Origin of the sequence: Robertmurraya sp. (genome assembly GCF_036676585.1) — a bacterium.
Classification (GTDB): Bacteria; Bacillota; Bacilli; order Bacillales; family Cytobacillaceae; genus Robertmurraya_A.
This window is the reverse complement of record NZ_JAKFCQ010000006.1, coordinates 1-15,867: the sequence shown is the minus strand read 5'-3', so window position 1 is coordinate 15,867 and position 15,867 is coordinate 1. Positions and strand designations below refer to the sequence as shown.

Below are 15,867 nucleotides of genomic sequence, written 5' to 3'. Positions count from 1 at the left end.
TCTGTCGATGGAACCGTTATTGGAACGGGAACAGCATCATCAGAAAATGGAAGCTTTAACATTGCAATTTCTAAATTGACAGCTGGTACAGAGGTCTCAGTAACAGCAACAGATGCGGCTGGTAATGTTAGTGTGGCCACAGTAGTGACTGTTCTAGATGTAACAGCACCTGAAGCGCCAAAAGTGAATTCGGTCATTCACAATGACACCGTTGTTACTGGATTAACTGAAGCGGGAGCTACGGTTAAAGTGAAGATGGGTGGAGATGAACTTGGTACGGTTGTTGCTGATAGTAACGGAAAATTCTCGGTGACAGTATCGAAGCAAAAACATAAGAACGTATTAACCGTAACGGCGACAGATGCTGCAGGAAATATAAGCAAAGCTACTACTGTTGACGTACTAAAGAAAAACGAGAAGTAATAAAGAAGGCAGGTTGCTCTAGGGCAACCTGCCTTTTGATATGGAGAGGAATCGCAAGTAAGTTTAGGGGATCGCAAATAAGTTTAAGTATTCGCAAGTAAGTCTAGCGGATCGCAAATAAGTTTTGAGAATCGCAAAAATATTTCTAGGATCGCAAATAAATTTTGAGAATCGCAAAAATAATTCTAGGATCGCAAATAAATTTTGAGAATCGCAAAAATAAATCTGGAATCTCAAATAAATTTTTAGAATCGCAAATAAATCTCAGAAATCGCAAATATCCGAGGATGATCACAGCAAAACTAGCAAATTTTAAGCCATTCTATTAAAAAACGCTCAATTTCCTACTCAATAAGACCGTTTTCTCTTTCGAAAATCCCCTTTATCTTCTCAAATGAAAGCTCTCCCGTCTCACTATAGACCACATCTGCCAAAGGGAAGGATTCTTTAGGTCCGATAGCAACAGCGAACATACCCGCCGCCTTAATGGCTTCTACACCAGCAACAGCATCCTCGACACCAATACAGTTTTCAGCGCTAACTCCTAGTAGTTTAGCTGCTGTTAAAAACACTTCAGGGTCTGGCTTTCCGTTTGTAATCGTGCTCGCGTCAACGATGACGTCAAAATCATTTTTCAGGCCAAGTGATGTCATAACGGTAAAAGCATTTTTACTAGCTGAAGCAAGCCCAAGCTTTAGTCCGTTCGCTTTAATTGCAATCAGTAACTTCTTGATTCCAGGCAGGATATCGGAAGGGGTAATATTAGTAATGAGTGTTAAATAATGGTCGTTCTTTTTTGAAGCAAGAACCTCTTTCTCTTCTACTGAAAAATCACCTGATCGTCCGCCAATCTCGAGGATTTTCTCCAGTGATTCCATTCGTGAGATGCCTTTTAACAGCTCGTTATCTTCACGGGTAAAAGTAATCCCTATATCACCAGCAAGGGCTTGCCAAGCTAAAAAGTGATACTCGGCAGTGTCAGTGATGACCCCGTCAAGGTCAAAAATAAACGCATCTACTTTCATAAGATCTCTCCCTATAAAAAAGGGGCAATAAACCAATGCCCCTCATGATTTTATTTTTTAAGAGCAACGGTCGTTGTTCCGTTTTCTGGTAATACAAGTTCCTCGCCATAAAGCTTCATTGACAATTCTGGTCCTTCTTGTGTAATCGTCACCCCATCTTTTGACACATGGATATTTAAGAGATGGTCACGATAAACGATCTTGAAGGAGTAGGAATTCCAAGATTTTGGAACAAATGGTGCAAACGAAAGAGTTTCATGGGCCGTTCTCATTCCTGCAAAGCCTTGAACGATCGCAAGCCAAGCACCTGTCATACTAGTAATATGAAGACCGTCCTCTGTGTCGTTGTTGTAGTTATCTAAATCCAGACGCGCGGTACGATGGTACATTTCGTAAGCTTTTTCCTCTTTTCCAAGCTCTGCCCCTAGAATGGCATGGACGGACGGTGAAAGAGACGATTCATGAACGGTCATTGGCTCATAGAAGTTAAAGTTTCTTTCTTTTTCTTCGTAAGAGTACTCGTGATTTAAGAAATACAATCCTTGAAGAACGTCTGCTTGTTTGATGAAGCAGCTTCTCAAGATTTTATCCCATGACCATTTTTGATTTAATGGTCGATCCTCTGGTGCCAACTCGTTTACCGTTTTTAAGTCTTTATCAAGGAATGTGTCATGTTGAATGAATACATCAAGTTCTTCATCATATGGAAGGTACATTTTATCGATGATATCCTGCCATTTAGCCATTTCATCCTCTGTGATTTGAAGATCTGATACACGCTTTTCATGACCGTTTGCTTGAAGTGCATTAATGACTTCTAACGTATAGCGAAGCGTCCAACGAGCAATCGTATTGGTGTACCAGTTATTGTTGACATTATTTTCGTACTCATTTGGACCGGTCACGCCATGCATCATGTAGACATTTTTCTTTTTATGAAAATGAACACGGTCTGCCCAAAATCTCGAAATACCTGTCAGTACGTCTATGCCATACTCGTTCCAATAGGCTTGATCACCTGTATAATTGACATAGTTATAGATGGCGTAGGCAATCGCTCCATTTCGGTGAATCTCCTCAAACGTAATTTCCCATTCGTTATGACTCTCAATCCCGTTAAATGTAACCATCGGATAGAGCGCGCCCTTTAGGCCTTGCTGCTGCGCGTTATGATAAGCACCATCGAGCTGATTATGACGATAAACTAATAGATTGCGAGCTACCTCTGGGTTTGCTGTAGATAAGTAGAGAGGTAGAGCGTATGCTTCTGTATCCCAATACGTGGCACCGCCATATTTTTCTCCCGTAAATCCTTTTGGTCCGATATTCAATCGTGCGTCCTCACCATAGTAGGTACTGAACAACTGGAACAAATTGAACCGTATCCCTTGCTGAGCTTCGTCATCTCCGTTGATTTCAATATCAGCAATGCTCCAGCGCTTAAGCCAAGCTTCCTTATGTTCTTGGAGAAGGGAATCATAGCCCAATTCATGCGAATGTGTAAGTACTTCATCTGCCTTCGTTACTAACTGTGCCACTTCATAATCTCTATCTGTTGTAACAGCGACATACTTGATTAATGAAACAGGCGTATTCGTGGTAGCTTGAACAGAAATGGTGTTTTCTACATATTCTTCACGCTCAGCTGTAGAATGAGACAAGATTTCTCCATCTACTTCAAGGCGCATATTAGCAGCCACATGGAAGGTAGGAGTTCCAAAAGGATTATCCTTCGTTTTCATGACTAAATGACCGTTGTTGTTACTAACGCCTCGCTGAACTTCCAACCAAAAATCTTCCTCATAGTTGGAGTCTTCATTTCTCACATCTCCATCTAAGTAAGGAGTGAAAGTGACGTTCCCGGAATAATTTTTCGGGGTCACCTGATACTTGATAACAGCAAGCTCTGGATGGCTAATAGATAGGAAACGAACTACCTCTACATCGGTTTCCTTCCCATTTTGATTGATGGTAAAGCGACGAGCTAACACACCATGTTGCATGTCGAGTTCTCGATAATAGCTTGTGACCTGGTTTTGGTAACAATCAATTTCTTCTCCGTCGATCGCTACTCGGATGCCAATGTAGTTGATGGAGTTAATTACCTTTCCAAAATAGTGAGGATATCCGTTTTTCCACCAGCCTACTCTTGTTTTGTCTGGAAACCAAACTCCCGCGATATATGAGCCACGGTGAAAGTCTCCTGTATACGTTTCTTCAAAGTTTCCGCGCATTCCCATATGACCATTTCCAAGGCTCATCATACTTTCTGCTAGTCGAAAGTCTTCTTTGTTTACAGTTGTTTCAACGATTTTCCATGGATCGATGCTAAATAATCTTTTCATGTAATCACCTCAAAATATTTTAAGTGCGCAAACGTTTGCACCAAGCGGTAAAAAAATAAGCAAAAGATTTACACATTTATATTGTAAAGGATTTCATAAAAAATTGCTTTACAATTTGTTATATTTTTTTGACAAAAATTCACTCTACGTTTTTAACAGTATTTCTCTAATTGTTTTTTAATAGTTTTCTAATAGTATACTAATTGTTTTTTAGTTGGAACTTCTGTCATAGTATAAATGTCTATTAAAAAGGAGTTAATCTATCAATAATATTCGTTTTTTACAGGAAATTGACAAATATATCTCGAATATATGTAAAAGGTATGAAATTTTTAGCTACTTCAGGAGGTTGTTATAGGAGTGAGTCAGATGAATCCAGTGATTAACCGAATTCTTCAAAATATAGAAAAAGTAATGATTGGGAAAAGAAATGTTGCAGAGTTAAGTTTAGTAGCATTACTAGCTGAAGGACATGTGTTGTTAGAGGATGTACCAGGTGTCGGGAAGACCATGATGGTCCGTGCATTGGCGAAGTCTGTAAGCGCAGAATTTCGTCGGATTCAGTTTACTCCAGATCTTCTTCCATCCGATGTAACAGGTGTATCCATATATAATCCGCAAGAAATGGAATTTCAGTTTCGACCAGGCCCCATTATGGGGAATATCATTCTCGCAGATGAGATTAACCGAACGAGTCCAAAGACTCAATCGGCTCTCTTAGAGGGAATGGAAGAAAGTAGTGTCACCATTGATGGAGTTACACATAAGCTTGAGCGGCCGTTTTTTGTTATGGCCACGCAAAATCCAATCGAGTACGAAGGGACGTATCCACTGCCTGAGGCTCAGCTTGACCGGTTTCTATTAAAAATGAGAATGGGATACCCGGATTTAGAAGAGGAAATGGAAGTTCTTGCTCGAGCGGAAAAGAGATCACCCATTTCGGAACTACAGCCTGTGATCGACCTAGAGGAATTAAGACAGCTTCAAGAAGAAATACAAAATGTAGTGGTGGATGATACGATCAAGCGTTATATCGTGGATATTTCTCATCGAACAAGAACGCATAGCAGTGTGTACCTTGGGGCAAGTCCGCGTGGTTCAATCGGGTTAATGAAGGCCTCACAGGCGTATGCATTTATGCATAATCGCGATTATGTGTTACCTGATGATGTCCAGTATTTAGCGTCATATGTACTAGCGCATCGGATTATCCTCAAATCAGAAGCAAAGTTTGAAGGAATCACGGCCGAGGATGTTATGTCACGAGTGGTGGAAAGAGTACCTGTTCCTGTTAAAAGGCTCGTGAAGTAATGAGACAGATTTTTCTATCAATAAAACATATTTGGAAACTCATCATTCTGCTGTTTCTTATCGCTGTAACGTTTTCGTATGCGATGTTCCAAGGTGGGTTTGTCAGCTGGTTTTTATTTTATAGCTTTGTTCCTTTTGCTTTGTACGCTCTTTTCTTGGCTGCTTACTCGACTCGAAAGTTTCAGATTAGTAGAGAGTTTTCAAAGTTTGAATACAGTGCAGGCGAAACCTTAAAGGTGAAAATTCATTTAGCGAGAACAAATGCCTTTCCTCTGTTTTACCTTGTGGCAGAGGATCTATTAAGTGAACAGATTCGCGGCAATCCCAACGCAAAAATGCTTTTATTCCCGGGCTTAAAAAAGCAGTTTACATTTGAATACGAGATTCCACAGTTACCTCGAGGGGAACATATTTTTCAGAGTGTTCGTCTCAAGCTCGGAGATCCTTTAGGCTTAATTGAGAGGCAAGTAGAATTTCATACAACGGATCGATTTATTGTTTATCCTCAAATAGAGGAGCTAGTCTACCGTCCGCATGAGAATCAGTTTGACCAAGGGATGACAGCTTCCAAGGAACGAGTGCAGAGAGATACGACGATGGCGATTGGTCTGAGAGAATACCAGCCGGGAGATAAGTTCTCTTGGATTAATTGGAAGGCAAGTGCAAAGCGAAATGATCTTATGACGAAGGAATTTGAACAGCGTCAATCGCATGATATTTGTCTTATTATGGACTGTGTACCGTCCGAAGAGTTTGAGACAGTGGTTTCCTTTACGGCATCTTTAGTCAAGGGGATTCTTCGAAAAGGGGCACAGGTGGGGCTATTAACATTGGGTAAGGATCGACAATTTTTCCCTGTCCGTAGTGGGGAAGATCATCAGCAAAGCCTTTTTTATCATCTGGCTAAAATCAAAGCAGAGAGTCAAGTGCCTCTAGATAGAGTGCTAGGGGGAGAAAGCTTTCTTGGAAATCAAACCGTCTCCTTTATGCTTGTGACTTCTCAATTAACAAAGCCGCTAATCGAAAAAGCAAGCTTTTTCTCTGTAAAAAAAGGGGCAGTGACGATCTATTTGGTGAAAAATCAAGGAGAGTCCTTGAATCCGTTAGAAATTTCTTTGAAGGGTTCAGCAAATGCTAGAGGAGTTCGAGTGGTACTTGTTCATGCAGGGCATTTTTCGAATGTGTTTTCGGAGGTGAGCAGGTAATGACAGATGTGAACAAGAAACAAGAAACGATGTCCGCTCTCTTTCTTTACTTGCTTGGATTTTTGTTGTTATGGGAGTGGTTACGGCCAGTTGATGCACTAACCAATACAGGAAACATTTATATTTTTCTAGGCTTTCTGTTACTATGCCTGGTGCTTTCTTTTTCGAAGGTTCAGGTTTTAATTGGAGCATTGCTGAAGACCGTCTATATCCTTTATTTTATTCATCACTATTATTTTGAAGGGTCTTTTTTTCAATTATCATGGCTTTCGCAGTTTTGGGATGATTTGATCCTTAATATAAGCAATTCGTTTCAGATGGAATGGAGTGGGCTAACCTTTGTGTTTAGAAGCCTTCTATTCTTTATTCTGCTTTGGCTCATGGCATATTTGATCCACTATTGGCTGATTATTCGAAGACAAATTTTTATTTTCTTTTTTATGACCCTTGTTTACATTACCGTATTAGATACCTTTACTCCGTACGAAGCAGACGGTGCGATTGTTCGAACAGTAGTCGTTGGTTTTGCTGTGATGGGAATGTTAACGTTTCAGCGTTTAGTTGAGAGAGAAGCAATTGTTAAGGGGCTGACCTCCAAAGGTAAGTGGGGACTACCTCTGCTTTTAATGATTGGGGCCAGTGTCGCTCTTGGGTTTGGTGGACCAAAAGCAGAACCGATTTGGCCGGATCCTGTTCCGTACCTGACTTCCTATTCAGAAGATAGTGGAGGAGGAACGGGTGGACAAAGGGTAGGCTACGGAACCGATGATACGAGTCTAGGAGGTCCGTTTATTGGAGACGATACGGTTGTTTACGAGACGGAAGTGGACCAAAGGCATTACTGGAGAGTAGAGACAAAGGATATTTATACGGGAAAGGGCTGGGAGGTATCGAGCTCGGATGATCCAATTCCATTTGCTCAAAATGAAGGGTTTCCCATTAGCTCCTTTAATCAAGAAGGATTAGAGGTAAAGGAAGTGACGGCAAATGTATCCTCTGTTCGGAATTATCCGCATATCATCTACCCGTTAGGGCTGAAATCCGTCAGTACCGACAATGGAAACTACTCCTTTCGTGTCAATGGAGGGCTCGAAAAGGTATACACATTAGAGGGTGATCGAACCGCGTCATTAGAAGAATATTCTGTATCGTACGACATTCCGAGATACAGTGTAACCGCAATGAAGGCAACCAAAAGCTTAGAGGAAGCCGGGTTAAGTCAAGAGTTTATCTATCAATATACGCAGCTTCCTGAAACGTTGCCGCAACGAGTGAAGGACTTGGCGCTTGAAATTACAGGTGAACAAGAAACATGGTTTGATAAAGCGAGAGCAGTAGAAAGATACTTTGGGATGAACGGATTTACGTATGATCAAATTGACGTGGCAGTACCAGGTGCAGATGAAGATTACGTAGATCAGTTTTTATTTGAAACACTAAGAGGATATTGTGATAATTATTCTACCTCAATGGTTGTATTATTACGCTCAGTAGGTATTCCTTCTCGTTGGGTAAAGGGATATACAGAAGGGGAGTATCAAGGACCGACGGATTCAGGGAAACGAGGCTATACGATTACAAATAACAATGCGCATTCGTGGGTCGAGGTATATTTTCCTGGGGTAGGTTGGGTTCCTTTTGAGCCTACGCAAGGTTTTTCAAGTAATGTCCAATTAAATTTCGATTCAACCACTCAGGACTCAACGGAGGTAGAGACACCTGAAACTGCGGAACAGCCAGATGTTGAAAAACCAGAAGCACCTGAAGAAACAGTTTCCGCTGAAAGCTCTTTTTCTTGGAAGGATTTATGGACCAAAATAGAGGTAGGTTTTGTTGAACACTGGAAAAAAGGACTGATTATTCTAGGTGTGATGGGAGTAGTTGCCTTTATTGCCTATAAATTAAGGTTAAAATGGCTTCCGCATGTACTGGTTCTCATTTTTAGGTTTAAAAAGAAAGATGATGACTTCTCAAAAGCCTATTTGGCCTTATTAAAGCAGCTAGATCGATATGGGATTAAGAGAAAGGAACATCAAACACTCCGAGACTATGCCGATTATGTCGATTACTTCTTTTCCTCGAAAGATATGGGGACACTTACTTCTGTATACGAGAGATATGTGTACAAAGGTAAGCTTGAAGAAGGTAGCTGGGACCAAACGCGAGAATTGTGGGAAAATTTAATTAAAAAGACAATTGCTTGACCGATAAAACGACATGTTGTTACAATAATCTCTAATATTATAAAAATGTATCTCTTCATATATCCTCGAAAATATGGTTCGAGAGTCTCTACCAAATCGCCGTAAATGATTTGACTATGAAGGCGGAGCTTTCTATGGTTGTTAGAGATATCAGCTAGAATTCTGCCTTCAAAAATTTTTTTTGGAGTAGAATTCTAGCTTTTTTATTGGGAAAAATAACGATGAGGTGAATTGGATGTCTGAAAAGGTAGGTTTATCAGGTCAGGAAATGATCGTTGTATTGGACTTTGGAAGTCAGTACAATCAGTTGATTACTAGAAGGATTCGTGAATTTGGTGTGTATAGTGAACTGCACCCTCATACGATTACTGCAGATGAAATCCGTCAAATGAATCCAAAGGGGATTATTTTATCTGGTGGTCCAAACAGCGTGTATGATGAAGGTTCGTTCCGTTGCGATGAAGAAATTTTTGAACTTGGATTGCCAATCCTAGGAATTTGTTACGGCATGCAGCTAATGACGACTCATTTTAATGGGAAAGTAGAACCAGCTAAGCACCGTGAGTATGGAAAAGCAGCTATTCAAATTGAGAACCAATCAAAATTATTTGCTGACCTTCCACAGGAGCAAATCGTTTGGATGAGCCATGGAGATTTAGTAGTAGAAGCTCCCGCAGGCTTTACTGTAGATGCAGTTAGTCCATCTTGTCCGATTTCTTCTATGAGTGATGCGGATCGTAAGTTATTCGGGGTACAATTCCATCCAGAGGTTCGTCATTCTGTTTACGGAAATGAACTGTTAAAGAATTTCGTCTTTGGTGTGTGCGAATGTGCTGGAAACTGGTCGATGGAAAACTTTATCGAGGTTGAAATGGAAAAAATCCGCCAGCTAGTTGGTGACAAAAAGGTTCTTTGCGCATTAAGTGGTGGAGTGGACTCATCAGTTGTAGCAGTACTCATTCATAAAGCAATTGGTGATCAATTAACATGTATCTTCGTTGACCATGGTTTACTTCGTAAAGGGGAAGCCGATAGTGTAATGAAGACTTTTGCAGAAGGCTTTAACATGAACGTTATTAAGGTAGATGCAAAGGATCGCTTCTTAGGGAAGTTGGCTGGAGTAAGTGACCCAGAACAAAAGCGTAAAATCATTGGTAATGAGTTCATTTATGTGTTTGATGATGAAGCAGCAAAACTTGAGGGAATAGATTTCCTAGCTCAGGGAACTCTATATACAGATATTATTGAAAGTGGTACGGCTACAGCTCAAACCATTAAGTCACATCACAATGTTGGTGGTCTTCCTGAAGATATGCAATTTACATTAATTGAGCCACTTAGCACACTATTCAAGGATGAAGTACGTGCCCTTGGTACGGAGCTTGGAATTTCTGATGAAATCGTTTGGCGCCAACCTTTCCCGGGACCAGGACTTGGCATTCGTGTGCTTGGAGAAATTTCTGAAGATAAACTTGAAATCGTTCGTGAATCGGATGCGATTTTACGTGCGGAAATTAAGAAGGCTGGACTTGATCGTGATATTTGGCAATACTTCACCGTCCTACCTGACATTCGTTCAGTGGGTGTAATGGGAGATGCTCGTACGTATGATTATACGATCGGTATTCGTGCGGTTACTTCTATTGATGGGATGACTTCTGACTGGGCAAGAATTCCGTGGGAAGTATTAGAAATCATTTCTACTCGTATTGTTAACGAAGTTAGCCATGTAAACCGAGTCGTCTATGATATCACAAGTAAGCCACCAGCAACAATTGAGTGGGAATAAAATCTAACAAAATACGAACAATAAAACGGACATTTGAAAAAATGTTCGTTTTTTATATTGACGAAAATACGAGAGATTGGTATGATGAAAAAGTACTAATAAATGTCGTTTTTCGTCGTATAATCTTGGGGATATGGCCCAGAAGTTTCTACCGAGCTACCGTAAATAGCTTGACTACGAGGTGAGTGATATAAAAGGGCTCTTTCTTTGCCCTCTATTTCGCGAATCTTTGTTGTCAGGCGCTCCTAGTTGTTTGGAGCGTTTTTATTTTTCAAAAAATGGAGGAAAAGAAATGAAAAAATACTTTCAATTTGAAGAGCTTGGAACGAACTATCGTCGCGAGTTTATGGGTGGATTAACAACCTTCCTAGCAATGGCATATATTTTAGTAGTCAATCCACTTACTTTGACACTAGCAGATGTACCTGATCTTCCTGATGCCATGCGTATGGATTATGGAGCGGTCTTTGTAGCTACAGCATTAGCAGCAGCAGTAGGGTCGATCATTATGGGGCTAATAGGTAAGTTCCCGATTGCACTAGCACCTGGTATGGGTCTGAATGCATTCTTTGCTTACTCAGTCGTATTAACTCATGGAGCACCATGGCAACATGCCTTGGCAGCTGTATTTATTTCAAGTGTTTTCTTCTTATTATTAACCATCTCTGGGTTACGTGAAAAAATCATTAATGCCATTCCGGTAGAATTAAAGCACGCAGTGGGTGCTGGTATCGGACTGTTCATTACCTTTATTGGATTGAAAAATGCAGGAATTATCGTAAATAATGATGCAACACTAGTTGGACTTGGAGATTTAACAGCTGGTAATACTCTACTTGCTATTTTTGGTCTTCTTATTACAGTAATCATGATGACAAGAGGTATTAACGGAGCCGTATTCTTCGGAATGATTATTATGGTTATCGTTGGTATGATCTTTAACTTAATTGATGCACCTGAAAAGGTTGTTGGAGCAGTACCGAGCCTTGAACCAACATTCGGTTCTCTATTCTCAGCATTTGGTGATCCATCTTTCTACACAGCTACGATGCTTGGGATTGTGTTAACTTTCTTATTCGTTGACTTTTTTGATAACGCAGGAACGCTTGTAGCAGTTGCGAATCAAGCGGGATTAATGAAAGAAGATAAACTTCCTAATGCAGGAAAAGCTTTATTTGCAGATTCTATTGCATCATTAGTAGGTTCTATTTTTGGAACATCAACAACCACTTCTTATATTGAATCATCTGCAGGGGTAGCTTCAGGAGCAAGATCAGGTTTTGCAGCACTTGTAACAGCAGGATTCTTCTTATTATCGTTATTCTTTTTCCCTGTATTATCGGTTGTTACATCACCTGTAACAGCTCCGGCATTAATAATTGTAGGGGTACTCATGGTATCTTCTTTAGGGAAAATTGAATGGAATCGTTTTGAAATTGCTGTACCATCTTTCTTAACAATCATTGCTATGCCACTAACGTATAGCATCGCAACAGGAATCGCAGCTGGGTTCATCTTCTACCCAATTACTATGATGGTAAAAGGGCGTACAAAAGAAATTCACCCAGTCATGTACGTATTCTTTGTTATCTTCCTGTTATACTTTATGTTCTTAACCGAATAGGATTTAGGGGTTGGCTACTCGTAGTCAACCCCTTTTATTGTGAATATTTTCTGAAAAAAATGAATGCGTTTGCGTATTCTAATTGACAAGCTTTTGTCCCCTATATATGATTAAACTTATTATGTCGAAGCTCTCAAGATAAAGCGGGGAATTATGATGTCTGGACTTATCATTAGCAAAAATTTAAATAATAATGTAGTGATAGCTGACCACTCGGACTATGGAGAGGTTGTTGTGATCGGTAAAGGCATCGGATTTAACCGTAAAACGGGAGATGTCATCGACGAGGCGTCAGCGGAAAAGCTTTTTGTATTAAAAAATGAAAAGGAGCAAGAAAATTATATAAAACTCCTTCCATTTGTTGAGAGCAATCTTCATGAAGTGTTCATTTCTGCGATTGAGTTAATAAAGAAAAGAGCAAATGCAGAGTTAAATGAGCATATCCATGTCGCGTTAACTGACCATTTAATGTTTGCTGTCAGCAGGCTTTCGAAAGGGATGGAAATGAGAAATCCTTTCTTAATAGAGACGAAAGCGCTCTATCCATTCGAGTATGAAATTGCTAAAGAAGTAGTAAATATGATCAAAGAGCATACAGGACTGGATCTTCCTGAAGGGGAAGTAGGATTTATTTCGCTGCATATTCATAGTGCTGTGATGAATCGAAATCTATCTGAAGTGAATCAGCACTCTCAATTGGTTACTCGATTGATTGATATGATTGAAGAGCAACTTGAAATAGTAATCGATAAGGAAAGTATTGATTATATGAGGCTTGTTCGACATATACGATTCACCATTGAGCGTGTTCATAACGGAGAAAAAGTAGAAGAACCAGAAAAAATCGCAAACCTCTTGAAAGAGGAGTATCCGGTGTGTTACAATCTCTCATGGAAGCTCATTAAAGTGATGCAACAAGCATTAAAGAAGACGGTATTTGATGCAGAAGCAGTGTATCTAACGATGCATTTGCAAAGGCTTCAAAAGAAAGTTAAATAATCGAACTTATCTTTTATACGTGTTACTGATTCGATCAGGCATGAGTGAAGAAGATAATTGAAATGGAGAATTACGGGTAATATAACCTTGTAAGCTCTATTTTGATTCCTTTTTCCCTCATGCCTTTTTTGTTTTCTTTTTGCAAATTGGGAAACAACGATGAGCGAAACAAATTATTTAGGAGGTTATACCATGTTTAAAAAGGTGTTTGGTGTTTTACAAAAAGTTGGTAAAGCATTGATGTTACCAGTTGCTTTACTTCCTGCAGCAGGTATTTTACTTGCGTTAGGGGCAGCGCTTAAAAACCCTGCATTGTTGGAGTTAGCTCCATTTTTAGATAACAATGGAGTAGCGATGGTTGCTTCAATTATGCAAAGTGCCGGGGATATCGTATTCGGAAACCTTCCAGTACTCTTTGCGGTTGGGGTTGCGGTTGGTTTAGCAGGTGGAGATGGAGTAGCTGGATTAGCTGCAATCATCGGATACTTAATTATGAATGTAACAATGGGTACTGCTTTAGGCTTAACGGCTGAAGATGTAAACGGATTAAATTACTCAAGTATTCTAGGAGTTCCAACTCTACAAACTGGGGTATTCGGTGGTATCATCGTCGGTATTATCGCAGCAGGTCTTTACAATAAGTACTATGAAATTGAATTACCATCTTATTTAGGGTTCTTTGCTGGTAAACGTTTCGTACCAATTATCACAGCTGCAACGGCAGTAATCTTAGGACTTGTGATGTTAATTGTATGGCCACCAATTCAAAATGGTCTAAATGCATTCTCTCAAAACATGGTTCACGCAAACTTAACATTATCAGCGTTTATCTTTGGTGTTATTGAGCGTTCATTAATTCCATTCGGATTACACCATATCTTCTACTCACCTTTCTGGTATGAGTTTGGTCAATACACAACGCTTGCTGGAGATGTGGTTCGTGGTGACCAACGTATCTTCATGGCAGAAATTAGCGATAATGTTCAAAACCTAACAGCAGGTACGTTCATGACTGGTAAGTTCCCGTTCATGATGTTCGGTTTACCTGCAGCAGCATTAGCAATTTATCACGAAGCTCGTCCTGAAAGAAAAGTGGTTGTTGGTGGACTTATGGCATCAGCTGGTTTAACAGCTTTCTTAACAGGTATTACGGAGCCAATTGAATTCTCATTCTTATTCGTTGCACCAATTCTATTTGCTATCCATGCAGTATTTGCTGGTCTATCATTTATGGTAATGCATCTTTTAGATGTAAAAATCGGTATGACATTCTCTGGTGGTTTAATTGACTATATTCTATTTGGTCTAATCAACCCACAAACAAATGCTTGGTTAGTTATCCCTGTCGGTCTTGTGTTTGCGGTAATTTACTACTTCGGTTTCCGTTTTGCGATCCGTAAGTGGAACTTAAAGACTCCAGGTCGTGAAGTAGAAGAAGAAACAGAAGGAGCTGCTGGACAAACTAGCGACCTTCCATACGATATTTTAGAAGCAATGGGTGGAAAAGAGAATATCTCTCACCTTGATGCATGTATCACTCGTCTTCGTGTATCTGTAAATGATATTGGATCTGTTGATAAAGATAGACTGAAAAAGCTAGGAGCGGCAGGAGTACTTGAAGTAGGTAACAACATTCAAGCAATCTTTGGTCCTCGTTCTGAAACAATTAAAGGTCAAATGAAAGACATTATGGCTGGAAAAAGACCAACTCCAGCAGCAAAAGCTACTGAAACAACAAATGCAGTAAACACAGCTACTTCAAGTGAGGATGCTTTCGTTTCACCATTAACAGGTAATCTAAAGCCAATCACAGAAGTTCCTGATGCAGTATTCTCTGGTAAAATGATGGGTGACGGATTCGCGATTGAGCCAACAGAAGGTACAGTTGTATCACCTGTAAACGGTAAAATCGTTAACCTATTCCCAACTAAGCATGCAATCGGAATTGTGTCTGATAGCGGACGCGAAATCCTAATCCATTTTGGTATTGATACAGTAAACCTAAAAGGAGAAGGTTTTGAAGCGTTAGTTGGCGAAAATGATACAGTAGTTGCAGGTCAACCATTACTTAAGGTAGATCTTGAGTATATTAAAAACAATGCAACATCAACCATTACTCCTGTAGTATTTACAAACCTTGCTGAAGGTGAAAAAGTAACAATCAACAAGCAAGGTGCTGTAACACTTAAGGATCAAAACATCATTTCAATCACTAAGTAATATATTATAGAAGAAACACGACCAGTCTTTCCTAGGAGAGGCTGGTTTTTTTGGTTAGGGAATTATGAATTTCTTAAGTTGTAGGGGACTGGCGGATTTGTATTGATTGCGAATAACGATGACAGGAATCGCAAATATACTTTAGTGATCGCAAGTAACAATGAAGAATCGCAAATAAACTTTGGTAATCGCAAATAAAAATTCAGGATAGAAAATAAATTTCTAGAATCGCAAATATATCCTGAGAATCGCAAATAAACACCTAAAAAGGAGTTTGGAGGGGGAACTTTGTTCGAAAAAGTGTTCTAATTCGTTTGAAAAACCCTTTAGAGCAACAAAAAGTAATGGTTCGAAAGTAATTTTGGTCAGTTTTTTTAATAGAAGAGTAGAGAAAATAACGAATTCTCACACATGGTTTTTAGTTATAGGGTTCTGTTGGATATTATTACCACGAATATCTTGTTGACTCTCTAGGCTCACGATGGTATTATATAAAAACAGTCGCTGATGACGAGATAACAACTTAAGAAATTTTTAAAAAGTTGTTGACTTCGAGTGATTGAAATGTTATTCTAATATAGTTGCTTCTGAGGAAGCGAAATTGTTCTTTGAAAACTAAACAAATCATACGTCAACAAAAATGATAGTGTTGAAATATACACTAGCCAACGTTTTAACTTTAAGAGCTAATCTTACTCTTTATTGGAGAGTTTGATCCTGGC

The 15,867-nt window shown here is 39.6% G+C and carries 10 protein-coding genes and 2 riboswitches; of the genes, 8 read left to right on the top strand and 2 right to left on the bottom strand.

Features of this window, described 5'->3' with window-relative positions; all coding sequences use genetic code 11:
* The coding region (locus tag ACGLXV_RS00635; protein ID WP_391557069.1) for an Ig-like domain-containing protein at window positions 1-423 on the top strand (423 nt) is incomplete at its 5' end.
* 344 nt (window positions 424-767) lie between these two features.
* Here the strand turns inward: ACGLXV_RS00635 and pgmB are convergent.
* Window positions 768-1,448 carry a beta-phosphoglucomutase gene (gene pgmB / locus ACGLXV_RS00630; protein ID WP_391557068.1) on the bottom strand — a complete coding sequence of 227 codons (681 nt, stop codon included), beginning with the start codon at window positions 1,446-1,448 and terminating at the stop codon, window positions 768-770.
* Window positions 1,449-1,498: 50 nt separating this feature from the next.
* Entirely contained in the window at window positions 1,499-3,793 is a 2,295-nt protein-coding gene (locus ACGLXV_RS00625; protein ID WP_391557067.1) for a glycoside hydrolase family 65 protein, read from the bottom strand.
* Window positions 3,794-4,162: 369 nt separating this feature from the next.
* Here ACGLXV_RS00625 and ACGLXV_RS00620 point away from each other — a divergent pair, with 369 nt between their 5' ends.
* The 7 genes from ACGLXV_RS00620 (at window position 4,163) to ptsG (ending at window position 15,145) form a co-directional block, all read left to right on the top strand.
* Window positions 4,163-5,104 (top strand): AAA family ATPase, encoded by a 942-nt coding sequence (locus ACGLXV_RS00620; protein ID WP_391557066.1) that lies wholly within the window; start codon window positions 4,163-4,165, stop codon window positions 5,102-5,104.
* Window positions 5,104-6,309 carry a DUF58 domain-containing protein gene (locus ACGLXV_RS00615; protein WP_391557065.1) on the top strand — a complete coding sequence of 402 codons (1,206 nt, stop codon included), beginning with the start codon at window positions 5,104-5,106 and terminating at the stop codon, window positions 6,307-6,309. The genes ACGLXV_RS00620 and ACGLXV_RS00615 overlap by 1 nt, the downstream gene beginning before the upstream one ends.
* Window positions 6,309-8,513 (top strand): DUF4129 domain-containing transglutaminase family protein, encoded by a 2,205-nt coding sequence (locus ACGLXV_RS00610; protein ID WP_391557064.1) that lies wholly within the window; start codon window positions 6,309-6,311, stop codon window positions 8,511-8,513. Before ACGLXV_RS00615 ends, ACGLXV_RS00610 begins: the two co-directional genes overlap by 1 nt.
* 35 nt (window positions 8,514-8,548) lie before the next feature.
* Window positions 8,549-8,650: riboswitch (purine riboswitch) on the top strand.
* 98 nt (window positions 8,651-8,748) lie between these two features.
* Window positions 8,749-10,302: a glutamine-hydrolyzing GMP synthase gene (gene guaA / locus ACGLXV_RS00605; RefSeq protein WP_119706426.1), complete on the top strand. Its 1,554-nt coding sequence runs from the start codon at window positions 8,749-8,751 to the stop codon at window positions 10,300-10,302.
* 95 nt (window positions 10,303-10,397) lie between these two features.
* Window positions 10,398-10,499: riboswitch (purine riboswitch) on the top strand.
* A 95-nt stretch (window positions 10,500-10,594) separates the two neighbouring features.
* Complete coding sequence (locus tag ACGLXV_RS00600) at window positions 10,595-11,926, top strand: NCS2 family permease (RefSeq protein WP_119706427.1); 1,332 nt, start codon at window positions 10,595-10,597, stop codon at window positions 11,924-11,926.
* A gap of 156 nt (window positions 11,927-12,082) precedes the next feature.
* On the top strand, window positions 12,083-12,925 hold the full coding sequence (gene glcT / locus ACGLXV_RS00595; RefSeq protein WP_119706428.1) for a glucose PTS transporter transcription antiterminator GlcT: 843 nt from the start codon (window positions 12,083-12,085) through the stop codon (window positions 12,923-12,925).
* 192 nt (window positions 12,926-13,117) lie between these two features.
* Complete coding sequence (gene ptsG, locus ACGLXV_RS00590; protein WP_391557063.1) at window positions 13,118-15,145, top strand: glucose-specific PTS transporter subunit IIBC; 2,028 nt, start codon at window positions 13,118-13,120, stop codon at window positions 15,143-15,145.
* Window positions 15,146-15,867 lie beyond the last annotated feature (722 nt).

Coding starts and splice junctions, on each gene's coding strand:
- pgmB (WP_391557068.1), bottom strand. CDS start 1,448: ATGAAAGTAGATGCGTTTATTTTTGACCTTGACGGGGTCATCACTGAC.
- ACGLXV_RS00625 (WP_391557067.1), bottom strand. CDS start 3,793: ATGAAAAGATTATTTAGCATCGATCCATGGAAAATCGTTGAAACAACT.
- ACGLXV_RS00620 (WP_391557066.1), top strand. CDS start 4,163: ATGAATCCAGTGATTAACCGAATTCTTCAAAATATAGAAAAAGTAATG.
- ACGLXV_RS00615 (WP_391557065.1), top strand. CDS start 5,104: ATGAGACAGATTTTTCTATCAATAAAACATATTTGGAAACTCATCATT.
- ACGLXV_RS00610 (WP_391557064.1), top strand. CDS start 6,309: ATGACAGATGTGAACAAGAAACAAGAAACGATGTCCGCTCTCTTTCTT.
- guaA (WP_119706426.1), top strand. CDS start 8,749: ATGTCTGAAAAGGTAGGTTTATCAGGTCAGGAAATGATCGTTGTATTG.
- ACGLXV_RS00600 (WP_119706427.1), top strand. CDS start 10,595: ATGAAAAAATACTTTCAATTTGAAGAGCTTGGAACGAACTATCGTCGC.
- glcT (WP_119706428.1), top strand. CDS start 12,083: ATGTCTGGACTTATCATTAGCAAAAATTTAAATAATAATGTAGTGATA.
- ptsG (WP_391557063.1), top strand. CDS start 13,118: ATGTTTAAAAAGGTGTTTGGTGTTTTACAAAAAGTTGGTAAAGCATTG.